At 48.8% G+C, this 15,891-nt stretch carries 11 protein-coding genes; 7 read left to right on the forward strand and 4 right to left on the reverse strand.

Going from position 1 to position 15,891, the window contains the following annotated elements:
• Window positions 1-4: 4 nt before the first annotated feature.
• The 4 genes from U2F10_RS01400 to U2F10_RS01415 all read right to left on the reverse strand — a co-directional run bounded on the left by U2F10_RS01400 (window position 5) and on the right by U2F10_RS01415 (window position 6,716).
• A complete protein-coding gene (locus tag U2F10_RS01400) occupies window positions 5-361 on the reverse strand; it encodes a hypothetical protein (RefSeq protein WP_163659409.1) in 357 nt (118 codons plus the stop codon).
• A gap of 426 nt (window positions 362-787) precedes the next feature.
• Window positions 788-1,870, reverse strand: a complete 1,083-nt coding sequence (psbA, locus tag U2F10_RS01405; RefSeq protein ID WP_499061559.1) for a photosystem II q(b) protein — start codon at window positions 1,868-1,870, stop codon at window positions 788-790.
• 301 nt (window positions 1,871-2,171) lie between these two features.
• The gene (locus U2F10_RS01410) at window positions 2,172-3,626 is read right to left on the reverse strand and encodes an MBOAT family O-acyltransferase (protein ID WP_163665211.1); all 1,455 of its coding nucleotides are present in this window, start codon (window positions 3,624-3,626) and stop codon (window positions 2,172-2,174) included.
• A 30-nt stretch (window positions 3,627-3,656) separates the two neighbouring features.
• The gene (locus U2F10_RS01415; protein ID WP_499870289.1) at window positions 3,657-6,716 is read right to left on the reverse strand and encodes an SGNH/GDSL hydrolase family protein; all 3,060 of its coding nucleotides are present in this window, start codon (window positions 6,714-6,716) and stop codon (window positions 3,657-3,659) included.
• Between the two features lie 413 nt (window positions 6,717-7,129).
• Between U2F10_RS01415 and U2F10_RS01420 the strand changes: the two genes are divergently transcribed.
• The 7 genes from U2F10_RS01420 (at window position 7,130) to U2F10_RS01450 (ending at window position 15,820) form a co-directional block, all read left to right on the forward strand.
• Window positions 7,130-7,360: a hypothetical protein gene (locus U2F10_RS01420; RefSeq protein ID WP_250565939.1), complete on the forward strand. Its 231-nt coding sequence runs from the start codon at window positions 7,130-7,132 to the stop codon at window positions 7,358-7,360.
• Window positions 7,361-7,477: 117 nt separating this feature from the next.
• Window positions 7,478-10,522: a phosphoenolpyruvate carboxylase gene (gene ppc, locus U2F10_RS01425; protein ID WP_163665207.1), complete on the forward strand. Its 3,045-nt coding sequence runs from the start codon at window positions 7,478-7,480 to the stop codon at window positions 10,520-10,522.
• Window positions 10,523-10,701: 179 nt separating this feature from the next.
• On the forward strand, window positions 10,702-11,235 hold the full coding sequence (locus tag U2F10_RS01430) for a hypothetical protein (RefSeq protein ID WP_163665205.1): 534 nt from the start codon (window positions 10,702-10,704) through the stop codon (window positions 11,233-11,235).
• Window positions 11,236-11,431: 196 nt separating this feature from the next.
• Window positions 11,432-13,087 carry a helicase HerA domain-containing protein gene (locus tag U2F10_RS01435; protein ID WP_499870404.1) on the forward strand — a complete coding sequence of 552 codons (1,656 nt, stop codon included), beginning with the start codon at window positions 11,432-11,434 and terminating at the stop codon, window positions 13,085-13,087.
• 191 nt (window positions 13,088-13,278) lie between these two features.
• The gene (thrC, locus tag U2F10_RS01440; RefSeq protein ID WP_163665201.1) at window positions 13,279-14,589 is read left to right on the forward strand and encodes a threonine synthase; all 1,311 of its coding nucleotides are present in this window, start codon (window positions 13,279-13,281) and stop codon (window positions 14,587-14,589) included.
• A 105-nt stretch (window positions 14,590-14,694) separates the two neighbouring features.
• Complete coding sequence (locus tag U2F10_RS01445) at window positions 14,695-14,970, forward strand: MoaD/ThiS family protein (protein ID WP_006519047.1); 276 nt, start codon at window positions 14,695-14,697, stop codon at window positions 14,968-14,970.
• A gap of 229 nt (window positions 14,971-15,199) precedes the next feature.
• Window positions 15,200-15,820, forward strand: a complete 621-nt coding sequence (locus tag U2F10_RS01450; RefSeq protein ID WP_499870291.1) for a chitin deacetylase family protein — start codon at window positions 15,200-15,202, stop codon at window positions 15,818-15,820.
• Window positions 15,821-15,891: the final 71 nt, after the last annotated feature.

The following is a 15,891-nucleotide window of genomic DNA, read 5'->3' on the forward strand; positions in this document are numbered from 1 at the left end:
TCGCTTAAACTCGCTGCAAATATTGATAATCTTCATTTTTTAAGCAGTCTAATAGCTCAATCAGCTTCTTCAGGCGATAAACCAACTCTGATTGCAAACTTCCTTCCTCTAACTGCAGCAGAACCTGCTTACTATGAAGGACAACAGACTCTGTGAAAAACTCTACAAAGGTTTTTCGTGTTGATGGAGCTAGCTGCACAAGTGGCAACGTAAGTTGTTCACCATTGATAGATAGATCCGTAGCAGTTTCCTCACCAATACGAGCAAAATCAGTGCGTGCAAGCCATAGTAAAAACGTATCGGCCACCTCTACCCGACACATCGGCTGCTTATCGTCACTAAAAAATTCGATATCTAACATGGCCTATAACGCTATCTGCCTTGAGTATGCCGCAACTAGACAAGCAACGTATGATGGCAAGAAAACACTTTTTATAGTCAGTGTTCTAACAATAGAACATTTTTGTCATTGATGCCGCTACTTCTTACTAAAGTTAGGACCCTCCTCAGGACTCACCATGGGACTTTATTCAGGTTGAGACGTTATCCAGGTATTAGACACCACCAATATTAAATAAAAGCGATCGCAGCCTGGAAATACCGGGTCGATAGACAGCAGGATACTCTCTGGACAATCATGCCTTGCGCTACTCCTAATATAGCGAGGACCATCAGACAGGGGGGCCCTATAGTTTTGAAATTCCCTTTAAAAGCATAAAGCGCTCCTCAATTGAGGAGCGCTTTACAGGCTAAATCAAATTAGCAAATTGCAACTAGATCACGACGACTACGCGTTGATGGAAGGAGCAACCATAGCAACAGGAGCCGCTTCACCAGCCGCCAAGTCTAGAGGGAAGTTGTGAGCATTACGCTCGTGCATTACTTCCATACCTAGGTTGGCACGGTTGATCACATCAGCCCAAGTGCTGACGACACGACCCTGAGAGTCGATGATGGACTGGTTGAAGTTGAATCCGTTCAGGTTGAACGCCATCGTGGAGATACCTAGGGCAGTGAACCAGATACCGATGACGGGCCAAGCACCCAAGAAGAAGTGCAAGGAACGGCTGTTGTTGAAGGATGCGTACTGGAAGATCAAACGACCGAAATAGCCGTGGGCTGCAACGATGTTGTACGTCTCTTCTTCCTGACCAAACTTGTATCCATAGTTCTGGGACTCAGTCTCAGTGGTCTCACGAACCAAGGAGGACGTTACCAGAGAACCATGCATTGCGGAGAACAAAGACCCGCCGAAGACACCCGCCACACCGAGCATGTGGAAGGGATGCATCAGGATGTTGTGCTCAGCTTGGAAAACAAGCATGAAGTTGAAGGTACCGGAAATACCCAGAGGCATACCATCCGAGAAAGAACCCTGACCGATGGGGTAGATCAAGAACACTGCAGATGCGGCTGCTACAGGAGCAGAGTAAGCAACACAGATCCAAGGACGCATTCCCAAGCGGTAGGACAGTTCCCACTCACGACCCATGTAGCAGAAGACGCCAATGAGGAAGTGGAAAATGACCAGCTGGTAAGGGCCACCGTTATACAACCACTCATCTAGAGAAGCAGCTTCCCAGATGGGGTAGAAGTGTAGACCGATAGCGTTGGAAGAAGGAATAACCGCACCGGAAACGATGTTGTTACCCAGAATCAAAGACCCAGCAACGGGCTCACGGATACCGTCGATGTCAACGGGAGGAGCCGCGATGAAGGCGATGACGAAACAAGTCGTGGCAGCGAGTAGTGTGGGGATCATCAGCACACCAAACCAACCTACATAGAGGCGGTTCTCAGTGCTAGTAACCCACTCACAAAACTGATCCCACAGATTAGCGCTAGAGCGCTGCTGTAGAGTAGTTGTCATGATAAATTATTGCGTTTTGAAGGTACGGATATGTATGGCTCACAAGGGATAAATAAGATTCCTTGCTTGCTCGTATACAAATGTAACGCATGTTTTTAATTTTCGCAATACACCTTAACAGTTGCTTTCGTTTTCACGTTGCCCTTGTCTGAGGTCACGAATATCAGGCAGGGCTAGAGGTTTGACCGAAGGCCAATGCTGGCTATCAAGACAGTCAAACACTTCAATCATGAGAAGTGTTATGGAGGCTCTCATGATTACGGCTCAGCTATGTCCAGTTCCAAAGCTATAACGTCAACGCTTAGAACTCAAAATAGATATAAGGAACGACCTGATCAGGGGCTAGCAACCAAGCCAAGTAAAACCCTGCTGGAATTAACATGAGTTTAAGGGGCCAGCTGATCTGTAGTTTAAGCCGATATTTAAAGCCGTGAAGCAAGGCCATGATACCGGCCACACCAAGCAGAATTAGAATCACCCCACCCCGGCTGAAACCTAGGGATTCTAAGTAGACTTTTTGGGCAAACTGGACATCGCCAGCTTGACTCAGAAAGCGATTGGCCACCAGTCCGACATCCGCCAGATTTGGCAGACGGAAGGGTACCCAGCTCAAAAATACGAACAATTGAGTCATGGCCCAAGCTGCCATCACACCCAGCCAGCTACCCCAAAATGCTTTCAGCCTCGGACGCGTATCCGCCAATGTTTGATTAAGTCGATGAATCACCAGGGCCATGCCGTGAAGCCCCCCCCAAACCAAAAAGCCCCACTGATCACCGTGCCAAATACCAGCCACCAGCATCACAAACAACAGATTCAGGCAGGTTCTCATTAACCCTTTCCGGGAGCCCCCCAGGGGGAAGTAAAGATAGTTACGTAGCCAGTCGCCCAGGGTAATGTGCCAACGCCGCCAAAATTCAGCAATGCTGGTGGTGAAGTAAGGGAAGTCAAAGTTTTGCGGTAGCTGAATGCCAAATAACAGTGCGCTGCCTCGGGCAATATCAACATAACCACTAAAGTCGAGATAAAGCTGTAGACCATAGGCAAAAATCGCTAGCCAGATATCTCCACTACCGGCTCGTTCTAGATTGTCAAAACTTAGGTTGACTAAAAGGCCAATGCGGTCAGCCAGCAGCATTTTTTTTGCCGCACCTGAAGCAATCAGCCAACCTGCTTCTACCCCTTGCTCCAGGTTAGGTAAACGGGGCTGTTTTAGTTGGCTAATGTAGCCCTGAAATCGAGTAATTGGGCCAGCAATCAGCTTTGGGAAAAACAGTTTGTAGGAAGCAAACTCAATGAAGTGACTGGCTGCAGGAGCACCACGGTAGATATCTACCAGATAAGCAATGGACTCAAAACAAAAGAAACTCAAACCCAGGGGCATCAACAGCTGCAAACTGGGGTTGCTGGTTGCCACCATCGGGAAAAAATATTTAAACCCCAGCAAAAGCAATACATTCAGACTAATGCCAACCCACAGCAATATCAATCGTTTGCGGTCCCAGTCCTGTTGAGCAAAGTGCCACTCTTCATTGGGAATGCGCCAATCGAGGGGGGCACTGAGACGCCGACCAATCAGATAGTTGGTCAATACCAGCCCTAGCAGCAGCGGCACATATTGGACTTGCAGTGAGGAATAAAATATCAAGCTAGCCAGCAGCAGCAGCCATAGCTTGAGGCCACGACCAGGCAACAACCAGTAAATCAAACTAGTGCCAAGGATCAGTAAACCGTAGGTAATAGATGGCAGGGTCATCGTGGCAAGGAGGGATTGATTAGTAGAGCGTTACTCAGCTTCAGCAGGCAACTTCAGCTTCAGCCAGGGAATCATGGGATCTTGGGCTATGCGGTTGGAGAGCTGATAGGCACCAAAGCGGTTTAAATGGCTAGGGTCAGAAAAATAGTCATAGCGCTGAGGCCATAGCTGGCCTAGATCGCGATATAGCAATCCTGATTCTTGGGCGGCAATCTGCAGCATGTAGCGTTGAAAGCGGCCTTCCACTTCTAAACGAGCAGGATCAAGATACTCGTCCGTCAAGGGTGTGTTGACAAAGACAATATCCACCCCCTTGGACCGGGTGTATGCAACGAGCTGTCGCAGGGCATTCACCTGGGGACCTTCCATTTGAAAAGCCTTGTAGTCACCATCGTAGGTACCTGCCACCCGTGGATGAGCTAAATAATAGGTGGCCGGATTAAACTGAATGGCTAAAGGCAAAAAGCCGTCCACATCAATTAAGTCGGTCTCAGTGGGGTTAACGGCAGCCGGTTGTCCTAGGTTCTTAGGGTTGATTTGATTAACGCCAGCAATCTTTTGCAACTGAGTACGTTCTCCGTAGGCCGAAGATATGCGGCCCAGGGCATCGCTTAATTGCTCATCGGTGCGGGCATAAAAGCGGTTTAGACGCTGTGCGGGATTTAGGCTTGGACCAGCGGCTTCACCATTATTTTCAGGAAACAACTCACCAGCGATCAGCTGCTGATATCCTTCTGAAGTTGCGATCGCATTAAATGTCACATCCACCCGTGAGCTATTAAACGCTCGTGCTCCATCGGCCCAAATAATTAGCTTTGGTAGGGGATAGTTGGACAGCAACTGCCGGATCACTAAATCAGCAATCTGAGCCGTGGCCCCATTCACTCCAAAGTTAAATATGCTGACATCGTCATGGCCCAGGGTCCCTAAGGCTCGCTTCAACGCTGACGGATCCACCCCTCGCAGGGCACGGGAGCTGCCAAAAATCAGTACATCCGGCGGCCCTTCTTTAGCCACACGCCAGTCATATAGGGCTAACTTTTCATTTAGCTGTTGGCTCGTAAATGAAGGAAAGGGAGACGATTCCAGGACTTCAGTCATGGAAACCGTCGTTTGGAGAGGGCTACCTAACAAGTCGCTATCATTGATGGCCGAACTGGCAAATCCTGGCAGCTCATCGTCCAAACTGATCGAGGCATCGCCATCCTTTTGACCCCAATTCAGCTGAGCCAGTTCTTCTTCAAAAGTGGAGAGCGGCTTCCGTTCAGGCGTTTTTGCCGTCGTCGTTTGCTGGGCTTGGAGGGCTAGCGACCGCGCCTTAAATAACTGACCGGCGATCCAATCTGCTTGAAATGCCAGCAATAATCCCAAGGTGGCCCAGGCCAGGGCAATGCCTCGTCTGCTGGGTAAGTGCGCGCCGACCAACGGTTCTTCAGGATTATTGGCAGCGGAGGCAAACAATTGAGTTTTAATCAGTAGCGATCGCAGGTGCTCAAGGGTGCGATTGGGCCAATTTTGCTCCGCAGCATCCCCATCCGCCGTCTCATCCTGCTGAATTAGATCTCCTAAATATGCATCAGAAGCGGCAAATTCGGGAACCGCTTCTGGCACCAAACGCTTCTTGGGCTGACGATCAAATCCATAGTTCCAATCTGGGCGCTTTTGCCCCGCGCGGCGACCATAGATGCGGATACCCACCAGTCCTTTAATTGGATGCTGACGGAGATACTGCTTGAGTTGGGGCACCACCTGACGCTGCAACGGACATGTGGGCGCATCGATCATAATATGTAGCCGTCGTTCCCGTCGCAGCAACTGCACTCGGATGCCGCCCGTCGATAGCTGTTCGTCTAAATCGGGATTGAGCTGTTTGGTCAGACAGTAGGCAATGGCTGGTAAGTCACCTTGTCGCGCTAGCTCCTGAGTGGAAACAGCCAGATCTGCATGTTCGCTGGCTGGCAAGTCCAGGCACTTAAGCCATACTGGATTCACACTGTCCAGACTTGGTCCATAAACGATGGCCCGACCGACTCCCTGGGGAGCAAGCTGCTCCAACAGAGGTGCGATCGCATCCATAATCTCCGTTTCAGAGCCCTCTTCAGAGGAGGAAGCCTCTCCACTGCTGGCAACGGTTTGCCCCACTGCCAACGGTTGACACACCAGATGCAGCGTAGAATCCTTAACCTCGGGCAGCACACTCACATCCAGGGGAGCCAGCGCCTGATTTAGCAGGCGAGTAATGGATTCCGTATCACCCCAGCGACTCCATTCCTTTAGAATTTCCTCATCCGGCGTCAGATCCACCCGCAGTCGCCAGTCGGGGGTATCTTCCCCCAACACCTGCACCGAAATCACAGCATCCTGAAACTGGGTCAGTTTTAGATCCCGTAACCGCTGGGCCGTAGGTTCAGCAATCATGGCCGGGTCAGGACTGTAGGCGGCTCGACACAAAATCCACAGCCGGTTGATTAAATCTCGGCGGGGGTCAGCGGCCACCGCATGGGCCGTAATCACACCCTGGGCCCGTTTCGCCTTACCGGGTAAAGCATTAACCACCACATCTACCCCTACATCCAGGGCGCTCAGGGTTTGACTAAGGTAGCGTGCGATCGCATCCGGATCACCCTTACGGGCCAGGCTAGCATTGGAAAGTACAATGGCGGAGGTGGCGTCATCCAAGTACCCAATACCCGAAGTTAGATGGGCGGTTGAGCGCTTCATTTCCTCAAGATCAGCACTGGTTTCCACCAGCTGCTCTAAATGGCGCTCTAGACGATTTAGATAAATGGGTGTTGACCAATCGGGTTTTTGTTCTTCAGAACGGCCACTATAAAAATAGAGTTGGTAAATTTGAGGGAAATCTTTGAGTAGCTCGGCTTTACGGTCTGGATCGAGTAGCGATCTCACCAGTCGCAATAGAACATACTCTCGATCTAGGCCTTTAGCAGATTGGGCATAAACATGCAGGATATTGCCCCTCAGCTTCATCTTCAAGCTACAGTCAGAATTATTGACCACATCTTCAAGCCAGGGCAGTAACACCGTGGGGTCCAATGTTGGTGGTTGATCAGATTTTACGTGACTGAACATAGCCCCTTAGATCCCCTAACAGCTCGACGACCAAAACGCTTCGACCGCAAAAATGTAATTTCCCAAGCAGGTTTAGTCAAGTAGCAACTCCAAGTTGCACCTTAGGGATAGCACAGATACGGGAAAAACTAACCTCATGAATCCAGTCTTTCGTAACTCCCATCGGGTCAACCCTCGTTCTCCGTCAAAGTCGTCCATAGACACATACGCTACGAACAGTAACTTTGAACTATGGGTCTTGATACAGTTCGCAATATTACAAGCAGAACAGCATCTAGAATTAGCAGCACCTGCTAGGTTGTAGATAGGCCTTTCCCTAAGGAAAGATTTAGATAAACCGCTAACACCCATGTGCCAGCATCGGCCATCTTATTCCCTAAAGTTGCTATACGTTTACTACGAGCCTCTTACTTATGCAACCTTTTCGTGAAAAATACACGCCAAAAACAGTCACCCCCCTGCCGTTGCCGTTGGTTAGTAATCCTCAAATTGCCCTAGCTCTGGCGACTTTACCCTTTTTAGCCTTCCTGATCATGGGCCGCACGTTAACCTACTGGCTCATGCAGTTTGGGATGGCCAGTGAAGAGATATTTCGCGGCATTCAGCTACCGGTACTAGATGCCGACCCCCACAGACCTTTATAAACATTTTGTCGATCATCCGAGCAGAAGATGCTTTGGAACGTCCGAAAGCCTCTACAATTTTCTCGGAGATGTGACCATGGGTTATCTCTGTCTCTCAGCCGTTACTGCAGACGTTGAATGAGTCCAACTGTTTCCTACCAAGATGATATGGCCCTTCAGAAATCCGAGAGCCTTTCTGTTCTAGAAGAGGCATCCGAAGCGTTTCTAAGGCACCGACTAACCACGGTTGAAAGCATCTGGGAATCAGTATTAGAGGCTGAATGCGGTGCAGACCTGGTCAGTTTACTCAAACATATTCGCCGCATGTGTACTCCAGATGGTCAGGCTGATCCGGCCCTGGATAATGCCAATGCTCTACAGCTGATCGAACAGCTAAGCCTGGAAGACGCTATTCGTATGGCTCGGGCCTTTGCTCTTTACTTCCAGCTGATCAACATTGTTGAGCAACACTATGAACAGCAGGATCAGCGGAAGCATTACCGGACCTTTGTAGATGGCATCGGTAATGGTTCCAGCCGTAATTCCCAAAATCCTACTGAAAACAACGATACGTTCTTACAAAACTTAGTCAGTACCGACATCGGCAAAGGTGCCCCAAAGCAGCAAGGCACAGGCACGTTCCACTGGCTGTTTCCTCTTCTTAACCAGCTAAATGTTCCCCCTAGACATATTCAACAACTGATCAATCAGCTGGATGTGCGTTTGGTATTTACGGCTCACCCCACTGAAATTGTTCGTCATACCATTCGTGATAAACAGCGGCGTATTTCAAATATATTCCGCCGTTTGGATTTGGCTGAAGAACAGGCTGGCATCCGTGAACAAACATCATCCTGGGAAATAACTCAGCTACAGGAAGAACTGACAGAAGAGATTCGACTGTGGTGGCGAACAGATGAATTGCACCAGTTTAAGCCATCGGTTTTAGACGAAGTGGACTTCACCCTGCACTACTTTGATGTTGTGCTGTTTGATGCCATCCCTGAACTATACCAGCGGTTTAATCGAGCCCTAACCAAGACATTTCCAGGCCTGAAACCGCCACGCCATCGGTTCTGTCGCTTTGGCTCCTGGGTAGGTAGCGATCGCGATGGTAACCCCTCAGTCACCCCCCAAGTTACCTGGAAAACAGCCTGTTACCAACGCAACTTAGTGTTGGATAAATACATGGCGTCCATCCAAAAACTTACAGGTTTACTAAGCCCATCACTCCATTGGAGCGAAGTATTGCCCGACCTGCTGGAGTCCTTAGAGCAGGATCGCTTGCAAATGCCAGATGTCTATGAGGAATTTGCAATTCGCTATCGCCAGGAGCCCTATCGACTCAAGCTGGCCTACGTTGAAAAACGCTTAGCAAACACCCATGTACGTAGCAAAAAGCTCTACAACGGCGATTATCTACAGGAAGAAGACGTAGTTGTCTCTCCAGGCACCTTATATGAATCTGGAGAAGCATTTTTAGCAGAGCTGAAACTCATCCATAAGAGCTTGAAAGATACGGGTCTCGTATGTCGAGAATTGGATATGTTACTGAGTCAGGTGGAAATCTACGGCTTCAGTTTGGCTCAACTGGATATGCGCCAAGAAAGCACCCGCCACTCGGACACAATTCACGAAATTACCGAGTACTTGCAACTGCCCAAGCTCTACAATGACCTTTCTGAAACTGAAAAAGTTGAGTGGTTGACCGCAGAACTCAGTACGCGACGTCCACTAATCCCCACCGAGCTGCCAATTTCAGAAAAGGCAAGAGAAACCATTGCCACCTTCCATATGGTGCGCAAACTACACCAGGAGTTTGGCCAGGACATCTGTCGCAGCTACGTGATTAGCATGAGCGACCATGCCAGCGATATTTTGGAAGTCTTGCTACTCGGTAAAGAAGCAGGACTATACGACCCAGCCACCGGTGTCGGCAATCTGCACATTGTTCCATTATTTGAGACCGTAGCCGACCTGCGCCGTTCCACAGCGGTTATGGAAGAGCTGTTTGAACTTCCCCTGTACCTATCGATGTTGCAAGGAGGCTACACAGCAGACAACTCCTCAGAAGTGGCTTTGCAAGAAGTCATGCTGGGCTATTCTGACAGCAATAAAGACTCTGGTTTCCTCAGTAGCAATTGGGAAATCCATAAAGCGCAACAGTCTTTGCAGAAAGTTACTGAGAAGTACGGGGTTTCCCTCAGAATTTTCCACGGTCGCGGTGGCTCAGTGGGCCGTGGTGGCGGCCCGGCCTATGAAGCAATTTTGGCTCAGCCTGGTCGTAGTATTAATGGCCGTATCAAAATTACAGAGCAAGGAGAGGTTTTAGCGTCGAAATATAACCTTAAGGATTTAGCCCTGTATAACCTGGAAACAGTCACTACTGCTGTGGTGCAGGCCAGTCTGTTGAGCAATAGCTTCGATGAAATTGCCCCTTGGCAAGAAATTATGGAAAAGCTGGCCGTACGCTCCAGACAGCACTATCGCGCCCTGATCTACGAAGATGCTGAGCTGGTGGAATTTTTCCACCATGTCACCCCGATTCAAGAAATTAGCCAGTTGCAAATTAGTTCTCGTCCATCTCGTCGTGGCGGCAAGAAGGATTTACCCAGTCTACGGGCGATTCCTTGGGTATTTAGTTGGACCCAGGCTCGCTTTCTATTGCCCTCCTGGTATGGCGTTGGCACAGCTCTAGAGGAGTTCATTGGCGAGGCTCCCGAAGAGAATATCAAACTGTTGCGCTCGTTTTACACCAAATGGCCTTTCTTCAAAATGGCTATTTCCAAGGTGGAAATGACCTTGGCCAAGGTGGACCTACAAATTGCCCAGCATTATGTCAATGAACTGGGTGCAGGGGAACGGCAAGATAGCTTCCAAGCAGTATTTGATCAGATTGCTCAAGAATTTTATCTGACCACCCAAATGGTCTTACAGGTCACTGATAATCAGGCTTTGTTAGACGGCGATCCTAACCTACAGCGTTCAGTCCAGCTGCGCAACGGTACCATTGTCCCACTCGGTTTCTTACAGGTTTCACTTCTGAAGCGTTTGCGACAGCATCGTGACGCTGCGGCTCTGGCAACCGGTGTCATTCAGTCACGCTACAGCCGAGGTGAACTGCTACGTGGAGCAATGTTAACCATTAATGGCATCGCTGCTGGCATGCGGAATACGGGCTAAGTCAAAAAAACCTTTGACATTTTCCCAACAACGGGTTAACTTTGTGGCGCTCTCATATTTTGTCTGTAGGCATAATCCTGCTAATTACAGGTTAGACCCTGTTTTGGGCTAACCAGGCGCAGTCTTCAAAAAGCAGTCTTCAGAAATTGTTAGGGACATTGTTTAAGGAGTGAGTAACGATGATCAGCCTGCTTAAAACTATGCTGGGGCGTTTGGGTTTAGCTACTGTGGTCACAGCAGCACTGTTGGCTGCGTTGGATGTAAAACCGGTTCAGGCCCAAGCAGCCTACGGTAGCTACGTGGGTGCTGGTGGTACCCTAGGCTTAAACGATGATGACGACGGCGATGGTGATGGCTTGGGGCTGGTTATTTCGGGGCGCTATAAGCTGTTAGCAGTTCCGATTTCTCTTCGAGCTCAAGCGTTTTTGCTAAATGGCGATCTGGCACTGGTGCCAACGGTGTCCTACGACTTTCCAGTGAGTTTTCAAACCGATGTATATTTGGGCGCAGGGGTATCCATACCCACTGGCGATGATGCATCACCGGTAGGAGATGAAACAGCCTTTGTGTTGCAGCCGGGTATAGACTTTGCAGTGCCTGGCAGTAATCTTGTTGTCTTTGGTAACGCGATTTTTGCCTTTGATGCCTTTGATGATGGCGGTGGCACAGCGACAGCCGTTCAAGCTGGTGTGGGTTGGAATTTTGGCAACTAGCAGCTATCGAAATATAGCTAAGCGCCTGGTACTTCGTTAGATATCTGAAGGCAGGGAGGAATACCCAAATAGCGAGCAGCGTGCTGTGTAGGCAAAGCTGCTCGTTGTTGTTTAGAGACATTTTTTCGTAGAACGCATGTATTAAAATACGATTCTCAAGCTAGGATGGGCAGTGGCCACCCACGTCAATCCTGGCATGAACAACGAAACGCCTTTAGGTTCAGTTATTCAAGGCTCCCTGAGTCAGGGGCTGGAAGTGCGTCTCCATGCTGATGTGAGTGTGGAGGATATGCGGGTGGGCAAGTTTTTAGTGGTGCAGGGGGTGCGATCGCGATTTTTCTGCATGCTCACTGACGTCTCCCTGGGCACCGCCAGTCAACGCATCCTGGCCAACCCCCCCCACCCTACCGAACTGTTCCTACAAGAAGTCCTCGCAGGTGGCGGCACCTACGGCACCATTGACCTGGCCCCCATGTTGATGTTCACTCCAGAAGACGATGGAGATACGGTGGACAACACCCAACTGTTGCCCGTTAAAACCATTCCAGGGCACTTTAGCCAGGCTTACGATGCCAGCGAACGAGACTTTCGCTCTGTCTTTGGCTGGGAAGATGATCCCCATCGACGCAATTTTGCCATTGGTCAGCCCATCGATATGGATGTCCCCATCTGTATCGATCTAAATCGCTTTGTAGAGCGCAGTAACGGCATTTTTGGTAAATCAGGTACTGGCAAGTCTTTTCTCACCCGACTATTGCTCTCAGGCATTATCAAACAGCGCGCTGCTGTCAATCTCATTTTTGATATGCACTCGGAATATGGCTGGGAAGCTGTTAGTGAGGGGGCTAACTTCAGCACCGTCAAGGGGCTGCGCCAGTTGTTTCCAGGTCATGTGCAAATCTTTACTCTAGACCCAGAAGCGACAAAACGACGAGGTGTGCGCGACGCTCAGGAACTCTACATCAGCTTTGACCAGATTGATGTGGAAGATTTAGCTCTAATTGGCCGTGAGCTGAATCTATCGGAAGCTAGTTTAGAAAATGCCATCATTCTGCGCAATGAATTTGGCAAGTCTTGGATTAACCGCTTACTCACCATGAGTAACGAAGAGATTCAAGAATTTTGCGAAGTCAAAATGGGCAGCAAATCATCAATCATGGCGCTACAGCGAAAGCTGACACGGCTGACCGAGCTGAAATATATCCGCAACACCTGCCCCCACAACTATGTAAAACAGATTCTGGATACCCTGGATGCTGGCAAACACGTGGTTGTAGAGTTCGGCTCCCAGTCCAACATGCTCTCCTACATGTTGGCCACTAATGTGATTGCTCGCCGCATTCACGCTAGCTATGTGCGCAAAGCCGAGCGCTTTTTACAAACTAAAAATCCCAGCGATCGCCCCACTCAGCTTGTCATCACCATCGAAGAAGCCCATCGATTCCTTGACCCAGCCACTGCTAAACAAACTATCTTTGGCACCATTGCCCGAGAGATGAGGAAGTACTTTGTCACTTTGTTAGTGGTCGATCAGCGTCCGTCTGGCATCGACAACGAGGTGATGTCACAAATTGGTACTCGCATCACCGCACTGCTCAACGATGAGAAAGACATTGACGCCATTTTTACCGGTGTTTCCGGTGGTCAGAATCTCCGATCAGTGCTGGCCAAACTCGACTCTAAACAGCAAGCTCTCCTATTAGGTCATGCCGTTCCCATGCCCGTGGTAGTCAGGACACGCCCCTATGATGCCAGTTTCTATGCTGAGATCGGTGCCACGGCCTGGGATGAACTGCCTGATGAGCAAGTCTTTAAAGCTGCTGAAATGGCCAGGGTCGATTTGGGATTTTAGCGTGCAGCGATCGCAACCATAGAAAAATCAACTTTTTATCCATAGACTTTTACCGATCTGTCCAAGTGTTCGGCCAAAAGCATTGGTTTAATTGACTTTAAAAATACCCGACTATTTTAGTCGGGATTGTTTGACGCTGTTTTCAGCACCGTGATACTTTCAAATTAATCTGTCATACATCAATAAGTCCCATGACCCAGGCCATCGACCGTCCACTCACTCAGACACTCCAATCCGCCACATTTACCAATCTCAAGTGCAAAGAGTGCGGTACCACCTATGAGCCCGCAGCTAAGCACGTATGTGAAGAGTGCTTTGGCCCCTTGGAAGTCACCTACGACTACGATGCAATTCGTCGTCAGGTCAGTCGCGAAAGTATTGCAGCAGGTCCTAACTCCATTTGGCGCTACAAAGCATTTTTGCCCGTTGCCAGCGATAATCCCATTGATGTGGGTACTGGTATGACGCCTCTGCTCAAGGCCAATCGTCTGGCTCGTCGCCTGGGTCTAAAAGAGCTTTACATCAAGAACGATGCGGTCAACATGCCCACCCTGAGCTTTAAGGATCGGGTCGTTTCTGTGGCCCTGACCCGCGCCCGTGAGCTTGGCTTCACCACGGTCTCCTGTGCAAGTACGGGTAACCTGGCCAACTCTACTGCGGCCATTGCTGCCCATGCGGGCTTAGACTGCTGCGTATTTATCCCTTCTGATCTTGAGGCTGGCAAGGTACTAGGCACACTGATTTATGACCCCACAGTCATGGCCGTTCATGGCAACTACGACCAGGTCAACCGCCTCTGTTCGGAAGTGGCCAACACCCACGGTTGGGGCTTTGTAAATATCAATCTACGTCCTTACTATTCTGAAGGCTCTAAAACCCTAGGCTTTGAAGTAGCTGAGCAATTGGGTTGGGAACTGCCCGATCATATTGTTGCGCCCTTAGCTTCTGGTTCTCTTTATGGCAAGATTTATAAGGGGTTTAATGAGCTAGTAAAAACTGGTTTAGTTGAAGAGAAGCACGTTCGCTTTAGCGGTGCTCAGGCTGAGGGTTGCTCTCCTATTTCCCAAGCCTTCAAAGAAGGTCGTGACTTTATCACCCCTGTTAAGCCCAACACTATCGCTAAGTCCATTGCCATTGGTAATCCTGCTGACGGTATCTACGCCCTAGAGATTGCTAAGAAGACCAACGGCAATATTGAAGATGTTACCGATGCTGAAATCGTTGAAGGGATGAAGCTCCTTGCTGAAACTGAGGGTATCTTCACTGAAACTGCTGGTGGTACAACAATTGCCGTCCTCAAAAAGTTAGCGGAAGCCGGCAAGATTAATTCTGATGAGCGCACCGTTGCTTACATTACTGGTAATGGTCTCAAGACTCAGGAAGCCGTTAGCGGTTCTGCCGGTGAGCCCTTGTTTATCGATCCTAAGCTAGACAGCTTTGAGCGTGCTTGGGAGCGGGCAAATACGCTAAACCGTTTAGATTGGCAGCAAACCCAAGTTTAGACAAGATGCATGTAGGGGCGTTGCATGTAACGCCCCTACATGCAACAAACCATTACACTCCCCTGTTAAACTGATTTCTGTTTTATTTTTTGAGTTGTTGTTTTCATGGCTGTTAAAGTTCTCATTCCCACTCCACTGCAAAAATTCACTAATAACGAAGCCACTGTTGATATCGGTGGCGACAACATTGTTGCCTTATTGGACTCTTTAGAAAGTAAGTTTCCTGGCATTAAAGGTCGTCTGTGTGACGATAGTGGTGAACTGCGTCGCTTCGTTAATTTCTACGTTAACAGCGAAGATATTCGTTTCTTAGATGGCAAAGAAACAGCCCTTAAAGACGGTGACGAAGTAAGTATTGTACCTGCTGTTGCAGGGGGCTAAAAAGCTTCAATCTTAATAATATTGGTAGTGCTACTAGTCTAGAGACGCTAACAATATTTTCGATTTTTACTAGGTGTTGCTTAGGGCGTCGATGACAGAGTGCCCGCAGCACCTTTTTTTATAGAATTTCACCATGAAGCGTTGGCAAAAGATTATCCTGAGCTTGGTTAGTATAGGGGGGGGATTCCTTGCCTATCTCTGTCTAAGGCAACCCCAATGGATATTTCAGATGGTGTCCCAAATCAGACCAGGGGCACTATTTTTTGTCAGTACGGAAGAACCGGTAATTGCCCTGACGATTGATGATGGTCCCCAGGCTGAGACCACTGCAGCAATCTTACAAGTACTAGAGCGCCATGAAGTACAGGCAACATTTTTTATGTTGAGTAATGAACTACCCAGTAATGAAGCACTTCTCCAGGAAATTATTGCAAAGGGGCATGAACTAGGTAATCACATGACGATTGATGAATCCAGCATTCGACTCTCACCAACAGACTTTGAGACAAAGTTTTTGAGGGCTGACCAGACATTATCCCCCTATGGCAACATCAGTTGGTTTCGTCCTGGTATGGGTTGGTATAATAACCGCATGCTCGATTTCATTGAAAAACAAGGCTATCAATTAGTTTTAGGATCTCTTTTTCCCTACGACACCCACTTACCTTCAATACAGTTTGCTCAATGGTTTGTGTTGAATAATCTTGACCCAGGCGACATATTGGTACTCCATGACGGTCCTAAAAATCGGGGAGAGCGCACAACTCAGATATTAGATAAACTGTTACCCAAAATTCAGCAGCGAGGCTACCGGGTTGTCACTCTAACAGAACTTAAAACCTATGATTAATTAGAAAAGCATTACAGACACAAAGATATTTAAATGACCTTTGGATAAACATAAACTACCTGGGCTAACAA

The organism is Leptothoe sp. EHU-05/26/07-4 (assembly GCF_043421015.1).
In the GTDB taxonomy this organism is placed as follows: Bacteria; Cyanobacteriota; Cyanobacteriia; order Phormidesmidales; family Phormidesmidaceae; genus Leptothoe; species Leptothoe turfae.